This is a genomic window from Bacteroidota bacterium, from assembly GCA_016183775.1.
In the GTDB taxonomy this organism is placed as follows: domain Bacteria; phylum Bacteroidota; class Bacteroidia; order JABDFU01; family JABDFU01; genus JABDFU01.
In genome coordinates this window covers 1-12,183 of record JACPDY010000140.1, presented here as the reverse complement: position 1 = coordinate 12,183, position 12,183 = coordinate 1, and the positions used below count along the sequence as shown (strand labels likewise).

The window sequence follows — 12,183 nt, the reverse complement described above, 5'->3', positions numbered from 1 at the left end:
TGCTATACTATACGCTTGTGGGCTGGTAAATGGAGCATTAAATACTTGACTATTTCCATGACAGTCAGTTACTGTTAAAGTGCCTGTGGCTGGTGCATTGGTAAATGTAATATCACCATTAACAGTATAAGTGTTTGTGGCAGGAATACAAAACCCAGGAGTTACGGTTAAGGCTGAGATTGAACAATTAACGCATGGTGAAACTGTAATAGTAACAGGGTCTGAATCAATAACACAATTATTAATATCGGTGGCTTCTAAAGTGTACGTTTGTGTTGCTACCGGACAAACCGTTGGAGTTAAGGTTGTCGAATTGGTCATATCGGTAGTTGGTGTCCATGTAAAAGCAGCAGGGTAACTAATTTCAGGGTCATCAAATGAAATAGACCAACCACTAATAGATCCAAGAGGAAGACAAGTCTCATTATTCACTCCTCTAATTTCCATTTTCCACACACCATTTGCATTACATCCATTTAAAGCCGCCCAAGAATTAGCAGGAGCAAATGTTCCTGAATATGGAGAAGAAGATGATGTATAAGTAGGTGCTCCTAATTCAAAACACATATTAGTTGTGGTACTTCCTGACATAGATCCGACTGTGGCAAGTATTATTTCTGTTCCAGAAGGGCAAATTAAAACAAATTCAATATCAGCTAAACTAGTAGCTGAACAACCAAAACCAGGTGTAATATTAAAATTTGACATACAAACACTAGTAATAGAACTATTGGTCACAATTGTTCCATTTAATCCTTGAACATTAATATTCATTGATGCATCAATACTACCTGGTTCTGGAGGGCATTGACCTCCAAAAGAAACAGAACTTCCATCCCAACAATTACAGCCTCCAAAACTTGTACATGGAGTTCCAATTGGAGATGCAGGGCTCCCTGTAATCACATTAACTTCATTATTTTCAAAAGTTGGAGTGGAAGCAGGACTAGTTATTACTTTTGCTTCCCCAACTAATTGAACACATTCTCCGGTACAAATAGTGCTATCAGTATTTGCTATAACAATAAGGTTCGGATCAACTACAGTTACAGTAATGTTTTGAGTACAAGTATTTACCCCATTAGTTATTTGAGCAGTAAAAGTACTATCGTTTCTTAAACAAACTTGGGTAGGATCATCCCCACCACTAGAGCCCATAGGATAAGAATATCCATCGTGAAGCCAAGTGATTGTTGAATTTGGATCATTTAAAGTAATAATTACATTATCAATACCCCAATGGTCATATTCTGCACCACTTACAGCATCTTGATGCCATTGTATCATAGTATTTGCAGTCATAGCACCTACAGGAATCGCAGCACAATACTGATTCCAACCTGTTAAACTTGGGTCATTACCACCGTTCGGATCCCAATATTGAATAGTTATCCAAGTAGCTCCTCCATTGTTCGAATATTGTAAATAAACACCTTCATCCGGTTCGTCTGGACCTTCACAAGGGGATGCTTGAGCTTGAATTGCATACCTCATTTCAAAACAAATGGTACCTCCTAAAGTTAAATCGAAACCTACGGTAGTCATATTTCGGGGATTCACTGAAGCATCTCCCATCCACATGAAATCTGTACCATCCGGTGATGGCACCCCACACGTATTATTGGCTATAGTGGTGGTTTGTGTAAATTGCCACCCTACCGGGGAACCACTGTTAAAATCTTCTTGAAAAGCAACATTACCATTCATGCTACCAAATGCACTTAAGGTAACACATTCTCCACAAACAACAGGATTTGGAGTTGCAAATAAATTTAAGGTGCATTGCCCTTTTATATTGTAATTGCTTAACAGAAATACTGCTAAAATGAAGTAGTTAGTTAGCTTTTTCAATGGTAATGTTTTTAAGTTCGTACTTAGTTAACTGCCTAACATTTTCCAAATTCAACATCTTAACAAAAATGCTTAATGATTTGTCGCCAGCTATACAATCTCCGACAACAGTTGAATTTTCTAAAATAGGCAAACTAACAGTGTATTCGTCTGAATTGGAATTGCATGTCTGGCAATTATTGTCATACCATAGTTCTTTGTTAAAGGAAATATTTACAGGATATGAGTTTGTATTAATTAGTTCTATAACCAAAATTTGTTTTTCTATTCCTTTAGCTTTATCAATACAATCAACTTTTTTTAGGTTTATTTCAATTCCTTCTGAAAAATAAATTTGAGTTTTTTCATTTTCGGAACGAGAATAACAACTCAAAGTTGTTAATAATGCAATAAATAAATATAACTGCTTCATTGTTTTGTGGTATTTAATTCTTAATCTGCAATAAATATAATTAAATCAATCCAGCATTTTATTAAAATGTTATGAAAGAGCGGATATGTAAAGGATTTTATGAAATTTGTTAAATTTTAATCTTAGAAAAATTAAAAAGAATGTGCTTTCATAAAAAAGGAGCTATTACCAGCTCCTTTTTTATGAAAAATTAGTTCTATTTCAATAAGTTGATGTGTCCTCGATATTCCCTTTGTGCACCATCAATACCTTTTAATTTTATTAACCATACATAAGTATCAGTTTGAGCAAGTTTGCTTCCGTCGTTAACTGTTCCATCCCATCCATCTTCTAAATCATGTCCTTCCCAGATTTTTTCGCCCCATCTGTCAAAAATATAAAAATTATATTCTTTTTCAGACACACCGATTAAAGAACCTGGCCTGAAAATATCATTCACTCCATCACCATCAGGTGTAAAGGTATTCGGTATAGCAAAGAAGAAATCCGGTTTTATTTGTACCATTTTAATAATAGAATCTTTACATTGACCATTGGTAACAAGTAATTGAACAGGGTAATATCCGGTATCCTGATAGGTATGTGTAGGGTTTTGCATGGTGTCATTTGTTAAATCACCAAAATCCCAATACCAACCAATTACATCAGTTGACGATAAATCGGTAAAATTAATTACAGGATTAAGAATAGTTTCCACTTGTGGATCAGCAATAAAATTGGCTATTGGCAGGTTGTACACAATCACATGTTTAGGGCTATAAAAAGCAGATTTACAACCAAGCAAATTAGTAACTGATAATGCAACATCGTACGTTCCTGGAGTACTATAGGCATAATACCCTGTATCCAATAATGTTGTTTGATCAACATTTCCATCCCCATCAAAATCCCAACTATAAGTTAACCCAATATCAGTACTTACTGGTTTAAACTCTGCATAAAGGATAGGACAATCAGGAGCAATAGGATTAAAAGCAACCAATGATGTATCATTTACTGTTACCGTAACATAAGTTGTATCATTTCTTGAACAACCATCGGACACATAAACCATGTAATCAGTAGTCGCTACAGGCTCAACATTTGCGGGATTAGTTGGGTTAACAACTCCAACTGGAGTGGTATAGATACCTGTATTATCAACAAACCAATTATATGTATAACCGTTAGCAGTATTACCTCCAGTTGTAGATGCTGTTAATGAAATACCTTGTCCTTGACAAATTATTTGGTCATCTGCAGTAATATCTAATGAATCGCCCACTACCACTGATTCATCGTAAAATTTAGGACAACTGTTAGCATCAAGTACAACTATGTTGTATGTGGTGTTAGTTGTTACTGTATCGTACAACGATCCCGATGAAGTAATGTTAAATGGAGCTCCCCATGAAATATTGTAAGGACTGGCCGGAGGGGCAAATGGAGTTCCTCCACCTCCAACTCCAAACAATTGTATGATTTGTCCGTAACAAGCCGTAGCCGGCATATCAATCTCTGCAGTTACTGGAAATGGTTGTGTAATGGTAATGCCACCTTGATTGGTTGTACAACCGTTGATGTCTGATACAATAACGGAATAAACTCCCGCTCCTAAACTATCGGCTGTTGAAGTAGTTTGACCTGAAGGAGTCCATACATAATTTAATGCAGATCCTCCTGAAGCAAATACAGTTGCTGTTCCATTTAATTCACCAGAGCATAACACATTTGTTTTTGTAACAGAGTCAATGATTGGTCCTGGTAAATCATTGACTGTTATACTGCTTGAAATTGAACAGCCATTATTGTCAATAACTGTTACGTTATAAGTGTTTGCTGATAAATTTGATGCTAATGCTGTTTGCTGATTTGCTGGATCATTCCAATTGTAAAAATAAGGAGTTGTTCCTCCAACAGTTGAAGAAACTTCAGCACTACCGTTAGCGTTACCACATGTTGATGCGGTACTGTCCATGGTAATTAAAAGTGCTGTAGGTTCATTTACAACATAAGTATTTGTTGCTGTACAACCGTTATTATCTGTTACTACAACATCATAACTTCCTTGTGCTAATCCATTGGCTGTTTGACCTGTACTGACACTTGGTGTCCAAGCATACGATGTATAAGGAAAAGTACCTCCTGTTGCATTAACATCAATATATCCATCTGATCCACCAAAACAATTTACATGTTTAAGGGAATCTAAACCTACAACTAAAACTTGAGGTTCAGTAATGGTAACCGTATCCTTTGCCATACAGTTATTGCTATCTCTAACTTCAACGATATATGCTCCTGCTCCTAAACTTGAGGCAGTTGTGGTGCTTTGTACAGCTGCATCATCCCATAAATAAGTAAAGGGAGCAATACCTCCGGCAACCATCACTGTTGCAGTACCATCAGTTAATCCATTACAACTTACATGAGTTGGTGTGCCAATTACTGCAACCAGAGCATTGGCTTGTTGTATAACAATTGATGCTGAGGCAACACAACCATTACTATCGGTTACTGTAATATTATACGTTTGAGCATCAAGCCCTGTGGCTGTTAAAGTGGTATCAGCATTGGTATTGTTCCATAAATAAGTGTATGGAGCTGTTCCTCCTGTAACATCAGCGGTAGCAGTTCCATCGGCAGCACCATTACAACTTACATTGGTTGATGTTGGTATGGTAACCATCGGGCTACCTAAATCGGTAACGTTTACATTGGTTGAATCTAAACAGCCGTTTTGGTCGGTTACCACTACCGTATAATTTCCTGCTGATAAGTTAGATGCTATTGCTGTAAATTGTGCCGGTGTACTATTCCATGCATAGTTAAGTGCTCCTGAACCTCCTCCAACTGATACACTCGCTTCTCCATTATTCGATCCACAGGTAGAAGGTGAACTTGTTGATGAAACAAAGTTTAATGGTTGTGGTTCACCAATAACTATTCCATTGACAGGATGAGGACATCCATTATCATCAGTAATAAACACACCATAAGTTCCTGCTGTTAAGCCGGTTGCTGTATCCGTTATTTGCAATGCAGCTGCGGCATCCCACTGGAACGTGTATGGAGCAACTCCTCCTGTTGGTGAAACAAAGGCATAACCGGTGTTATCGCCTGCACATAATGCATCAACAGCAACATACGTTGATGTTAGTGGTGTAGGTTCATTAACGGTTATAAACATTGAAGCTGAACATAAATTCTCATCGGTAACGGTTACCAAATAAGTTCCTGCTGCTAAAGTGCTTGGTGATTGTAAGATAGAAACAAGTGTACTGCCAAGTTCCCAGGTAAAATTATAAGCTCCCGTTCCGCCATTTACTGTTACTGAGGCAAATCCATCGGATAACCCATTACAACTTACATCTAAAACGGTGTCTTGAACAATGGTTAACTCTACCGGCTCGTTGATGGTAATTGAACCAATTGCCATACAATCGTTGTCATCCCTAACTATCACATTGTATGTATTTGCTATTAATCCTGTAGCTGTTTGTGTACTTTGTGTTGAAGGGTCGTTCCATAAATAAGTAAATGGTGCAAAACCATTATTTTCTGAAATGGTTGCCGTTCCATCGTTTCCTCCGAAACAAGATACATCTGTTCCGTTTACATTTATCGTAAATAAGGCAGGGTCGGTTAATACTACATTTGCTGTTTCTATACAACCATTAGAGTCTGTTACGGTTACGGTATAACCTCCTGCATTTGCCGGTAAGTTCAATGCTGAATCGTTTAACTGTGTTAATGGGTCATTCCATGAATAAGAGTATGGCATTGTTCCTCCCATTACATTAACAAAAACAAATCCTAGTGAATCTCCAAAACAGGTTGGATTTTTGAATCCAGATGTTAATACCAATTGGGCAGGCTCTGTTATGGTAATCGATGTAGATAAATTACAACCGTTGTCATCAACTAAACCAACAATATAAGTTCCTGCTATTAAGTTTGTTGCTGATGGAGTAGTTTGTGTTAACGCATCGTTCCACAGATAAGTATAGGGAGTGGTTCCACCTGAAACACTTACTGTTGCAGAGCCAGTATTATTTCCAAAACAAAGTACATCAATTTTTGATGTTGAGTCTATTTGTGGTCCTGCTAAATTTGGAATGGTTACCGGTGTGGTTACGCTACATAAATTAAAATCGGTTACTGTTACAAAGTATGTTCCAGCTATAACATTTGCTAATTGGCTAGTCATACTTAATGTACTAACGCCATCTGTCCACTCAAAAGTAAATGGAACTTGACCATTGGCTGTAATAAATACTTCAGCGCTTCCGTCGGCTTGATTACAGTTTGCCTCTACAACTGTAGTATCCAATTCCATTGCCGGAGGGTTATTTATGGTAATGCTGTCACTGATAGTACACCCTTCATCGTCTGTTATTTGTACCGTAAATGTTCCTAAACATAAGGATGCTGCTGTTTGTGTTATTTGGCTTGAAGGGTCGTTCCACAAATAAGAGTATGGTGATGTCCCTCCTGCAGGGGTCGCTGTTGCTGTTCCATCGCAAGAGTTTGGACAAACGGTATTGTTTTGTGTTAAGGTTGTGGTTAGTGGCGTGGGTTCAGTAATATTTGCTGTGGTTGACATGATGCATCCATAAGCATCTGTTACATTAACTCCATAAGTTCCTAATGCCAACCCTGTTGCAGGGTTAGTGATTTGGTTTGCTGCTGCTGCATCCCATTGATAACTATAGGGTGGAAAAGCCCCACTCATCGAAACGGTTGCTGTTCCATCACTGCCTCCGTTGCAACTTACATCCGTTGTGGCAGATATTGAAGCAGTTCCACCGGGTGCAGGACTTACAACTACATCTCCTATATATTTACAGCCGTTATTATCTAACACTTGTAAATGGTATGAACCCGGATATAAACCGCTTAAGGTATCCGTTGAGCCCAATACTACTGCCGAAGAATCCCAAATGTAGGTATATGGTGCTGTCCCATTGGTTGGAAATGCCCATACTGTTCCTTGATTTACCCCACAATATGCTGCTATACTTCCTGTATTGACTGCTAGTGGTGCAGGCTCAATAATGGTTGCATTTATTGTAGATTGGCAACCTAAACTGTCTGTTACGGTTAACGTATATATGCCCTGTGGCAAACCAAAAGCTGCTGAGGTGTTTTGTACGGGAACAGTATTCCACGAATAGGCATAAGCTCCTGTTCCTCCTGTGGCTGAACCATGAGCATGTCCGTTGGCACCTCCATTGCAAGTTACATCTATTGCTGAGTCAAGAACTGCTACTAATTGTGTTGGTTGAGTGATGGTTACTGTATCGTTAACCGAACAGCCCAAGCTGGTTGCAGTAAGTGTATATGTTCCTGCGGTTAACCCTATGGGGTCTTCTGATCCTATCGATCCCGGCATCCAATTATAAGAGATTGCTCCGGGAGCTCCTAATATGGTTACGTTAATTGCACCGTTTGATCCTCCAAAGCAAGATACATTGGTTGATGTATGAGTCGCTGTCATTGTTGGTCCCGGGTTAATGGTTACGGATGCTGTATCAGCACATAAATTATTATCTAATACTGTTACAATATAGGTGCCCGGTGCCAATCCTGTGGCTGTTTGTGTGTTTTGTATTGGTGTTGTGTTCCATGAATAGGTGTATGTTCCTGTTCCTCCTAATCCTCCTGCTGTTGCTGTTCCATTGTTTGCTCCTAAACATGTTTCATCTGTACTTCCTGTAATTGATGCCACAACAACTGTTGGTTGCCCAATAGTTACACTTGCTGTACCTGAACATCCTGACCCATCGGTAATGGTTACCATATAAGTTCCAGCAGCAGCTGTTACGGTATCATTGGTTTGAACAGGAACAGTATTCCATGAATACGAATAAATTGGAGCCCCGCCTGTTGGATAGGCATAAGCTTTTCCATCGGTTGAGCCATTACATAGTGCATCGCTAATAAATGTAGCGGTTGCTGTAATTCCTAATGTAGTGGTTACTGTAATGGTATCTGTTGAAATACATCCTAAAGTAACATCTGTTACTGTTGCTATGTATGTTCCTGAAGGTATCGCTGTTGCTGTTGCTGTATTTTGTACCGGACTAGTATTCCATGAATAACTAAAATTCCCACTTCCTCCTGAGGTTACTGATACTGTTGCTGAACCATCGGGTAATCCACAGTTGGCTTGTGTCATTGTTGTATTTAACACCATTCCGGCAGGGTCAACTAAAGTTGCTGTTGTGGTAGTGGTACATCCATGATAATCGGTAATGGTACAGATATAAGAAACTGCAGACAACCCTGTTGCCGTTTGGGTGGTTTGAACAGGAATAGTATTCCATGAATAGGTATAGGGTGCTGTTCCTCCTGCAGGGGTCGCTGTTGCTGTTCCATTGGTGCCTTGTGCACAGGTTGGATTAACATGTGTTTCTGATGCTGTTAAAACTACCGGCTGAGAAATAGTTGCTGTTGTTTGTCCTGTACACGTTGTGTTTTGGTCTGTTACTGTTACGGTATAGGTTCCAATGGGTAATCCTGTGGCAGTTTGTGTGTTTTGTACCGGTACTGTATTCCACGAATAGTTAAATCCTCCTGGACTATTTACCACTCCTGTTACGGTTACACTCCCTGTAGAACCACCATTACAATTTACGCTATCAGCTATAGCTGTTGGAATTGGTAAAGGATTAACAGTAATCGTCATTGTGGTTGTTGTAGCACATTGTGGTGCTGTTGGAGTAAATGTATAGGTTGTTGTAGCTGTATTGTTTATTGCCGGCGACCATGTTCCATTAATACCATTATTTGATGTGGTTGGCAATGCAGCTAATGCCCCACCACTACATATAGCAGGTACTGCTGTAAATGTTGGTGTTATATTTGGATTTACAGTTATGGTCATTGTTGTGGTGGTTGCACATTGTCCTGCTGCCGGGGTAAAGGTATAGGTAGTTGTAGTTGTATTGTTTATCGCCGGTGACCATGTTCCTGTTATTGCAGGTACATTAGTCGAACTTGTTGGTAATGCCGCCAAAGCTGCACCACTACAGATAGGTGCTACTGCTGCAAATGTTGGAGTTATTGACGACGTAATTGTAATGGTCATTGTTGTGGTGGTAGCACATTGACCTGCTGCTGGGGTAAAAGTATAGGTTGTCGTTGCTGTATTGTTTATCGCTGGTGACCAGGTTCCTGTTATTCCATTGGTGGATGTGGTGGGTAAGGGTGCTATTGCTGATCCTGTACATTGTGGAGGCACAGCTGTAAATGTTGGGGTTATAGGAGCATCTATCGTAATGGTTAATGTTTGTGTTGTTGCACACTGACCTGCTGTCGGTGTAAATGTGTAGGTAGTTGTTGCTGTGTTATTTATTGCCGGTGACCAAGTTCCTGTAATTGCAGGTATATTTGTTGAACTTGTTGGTAAAGCCGGTATTGCTGCTCCTGAACAATAAGAACCAACTGCGTTGAATGTTGGAGTTACGTTTGGAGTAATAGTAATGGTTAAAGTGGTGGTGGTAGCACATTGTCCGACCGCCGGAGTAAATGTATAAGTAGTTGTCGCCGTATTGTTAATTGCTGGTGACCATGACCCCGTTATTCCATTTGTTGACGTTGTTGGTAAAGCCGGTATTGCTGCATTGGAACAATAAGGACCTACTGCATTGAATGTCGGAGTTACAGGGGCCGGAACTGTTATTGTAACTTGATCGCTAGCAGTACAAGTACCTCCAGAAGTGGCGTTTAATGTATATGTAGTTGTAGCTGTTGGGCAAACTTGTGGGGTTAATGTGGTAGAACCAGTCATAAATGTTGTCGGTGTCCACGTAAAAGCTGGTAAAGTATTGTTGAATGTAATCGTCCATCCTGTAATACTTCCAACATCACCACCAGCATCATCTTTAACTAAAAGATTCCAGGTGCCGTTGGCTGTACATCCATTTAACAAAGTAAATGCTTGTTCAGGAGAATATGAGCCAGTAAAAGGTGCAGTGCCCCCAGTAATAATAGGATCAGCCACTGTAAAACAAGTATTGGTGTAATTATTACTTCCTCCACCATTATCGGTAGATAATTCTATTTGAGTTCCTCCAGGGCAAACTAAAAAGATATCTAAGTCTCCATCAAAAGTATGAGTAATATTAAGACACACTGAAGCTATTGATCCTGCAGCTATTGTAGTTGGTGCAATACCAGAAACTGAAATAGGAGAACTCACTCCTGTAGCGTTATTATCTGGAATAGCATAACTACCACCATTTGAAAAACTTGAAGGGCCAACTGCACCTGTAGCATTAGTTGAACCAGCTAAATTAACACATAATCCTGAGCAAACTGAAGCGTCAGGTCCAGCATTTACCGTAGGAACAGGGTTTACAGTAACTGATTGTGTTACAATGTTCTGGCAACCACCAGGATTAGTTGTTACTAGCAAAGAAGCAGTATAAGTTCCAGCAGTAGTATAAGTATGGGTTGGATTTTGAGCGGTTGAAGTAGCACCATCACCAAAATTCCAACTGTAGGTATTACTACCTGATGTTGTATTGGTAAATTGTGTTGCTGTACCAACACAAACAGTTGTTGAAGTAAAAGTTGGATTTGGAGCAGCAAAAGTTGCCGTACCTCCAAAACTTAAAGTAAAACCTGCTGAAGATGTCGCTGTAAATCTATCAACCAGTATTGAATACGTCTGACCTGCAACAACATTCATACAAACATCATTCATCGCTCCACCACTACCATTTGCTCCAGTTGCTCCAGTAGCACCTGTGGTTCCAGACCAGTTACATGCCATTTGAGTCCCAAGACAACCTGTTGTTGTATTATAAAAAGCCCAATCGTAATCAACAACTGCTGAAGGGGTTATTGTAAAACACAATGTACCTGACGTACCTACTGTAAATGTGTACCACCAAGCAGCTCGTTCCCCAGGAGCTCCAAAACAAGTAGGTGCTTCTTGAATAGCACCTGGAGAACCAGTTCCATTTGCAACGCTTAAGGAGTTTTTATCACATAAAAATTGAGCTGTTGGGCAATCATTTACAGGTTGTGGTGCACCAACAGGCAATATTTGTTCTACGCAAATACCAAAAGTACCTGTTGACGTTCCATTTCCATCTACTATTAAATAATATGTGTTACCCACAGTTAAACCATGCAAAGCCAAAGTTGTGTGCGTAACTCCTAAAGCAGTATTAAGATCTTCATTACAACCAATATTTACCAAGGAGCCACAAGTTCCGCTATATGCAGCAAGTTGTGTATTAGTCATATCTCCAGGTCCATTTGGAAAATTAGTCCCTATTTGAACAGATGTTGAAGGTGCAACAAAACTAAACCATACCGTATGACTCATATTATTTGGAGACCAACAAGCTGGAGTTGGAGGATTTCCTGCAGTTGTTGATCCAACGTTAGTATAATCTGTTGAATTACAACTTCCATTTGTTACGGTTAAAGAAATTGCACCAGCACAAGTGTTATTTGCTGGTTGGGCAAATGCTTGAAAACTAACTAAATTTAAAAGTATTGCTAAGGAGATAATGAATTTATTCATGAATTTAAAAAAATATATTAAAATAAAAATGGGGGTTTATTGTTCTGGAGAATTTTTCTCCTCCTCTTCCTTTTTTGCTAAATAATCAAGATATTCCTGTTTGGTAACTGGCTTGTCATTAATAACAAAAAATTCTTCGGGATTTTGTTTTAATTCTGTTGGGATTGGAAGGCTTTCCTGAATTATTTGAACTTGATTTTGATTAGTTTCAATGTTGTCCTGAGCAAAAGCAGAAGAAGAACTGATTAAAACACCGAAGAAAATTGTTTTTCTTAGACTAAACTGAAAAGAAATTAAATTCCACATTATATTACATTTTTATTTATATTACTAATTTTTTGACTTTCTATCTCGCTAAGGCACATATTTTTTAACAAATATACCACCTATGACGCAT

4 protein-coding genes are annotated in these 12,183 nt (G+C 39.0%); all 4 read right to left on the bottom strand.

From position 1 onward, the window contains the following. Nucleotides 1-1,851, bottom strand: a 1,851-nt coding sequence (locus HYU69_15875) for a hypothetical protein (protein ID MBI2271820.1), incomplete at its 3' end; no start/stop codon positions are given. Continuing rightward, nucleotides 1,835-2,263, bottom strand: a complete 429-nt coding sequence (locus HYU69_15870) for a hypothetical protein (GenBank protein MBI2271819.1) — start codon at nt 2,261-2,263, stop codon at nt 1,835-1,837. The genes HYU69_15875 and HYU69_15870, both read right to left, overlap by 17 nt. 196 nt (nt 2,264-2,459) lie before the next feature. After that, nucleotides 2,460-11,786, bottom strand: coding sequence for a PKD domain-containing protein (locus HYU69_15865; GenBank protein MBI2271818.1), 9,327 nt, complete (start codon nt 11,784-11,786; stop codon nt 2,460-2,462). Nucleotides 11,787-11,822: 36 nt separating this feature from the next. Next, complete coding sequence (locus HYU69_15860; GenBank protein MBI2271817.1) at nt 11,823-12,092, bottom strand: hypothetical protein; 270 nt, start codon at nt 12,090-12,092, stop codon at nt 11,823-11,825. Nucleotides 12,093-12,183 lie beyond the last annotated feature (91 nt).

What these genes read in the sequence shown, in the direction of transcription:
- HYU69_15870 (MBI2271819.1), bottom strand. Translation starts at nt 2,263, where the DNA reads ATGAAGCAGTTATATTTATTTATTGCATTATTAACAACTTTGAGTTGT.
- HYU69_15865 (MBI2271818.1), bottom strand. Translation starts at nt 11,786, where the DNA reads ATGAATAAATTCATTATCTCCTTAGCAATACTTTTAAATTTAGTTAGT.
- HYU69_15860 (MBI2271817.1), bottom strand. Translation starts at nt 12,092, where the DNA reads ATGTGGAATTTAATTTCTTTTCAGTTTAGTCTAAGAAAAACAATTTTC.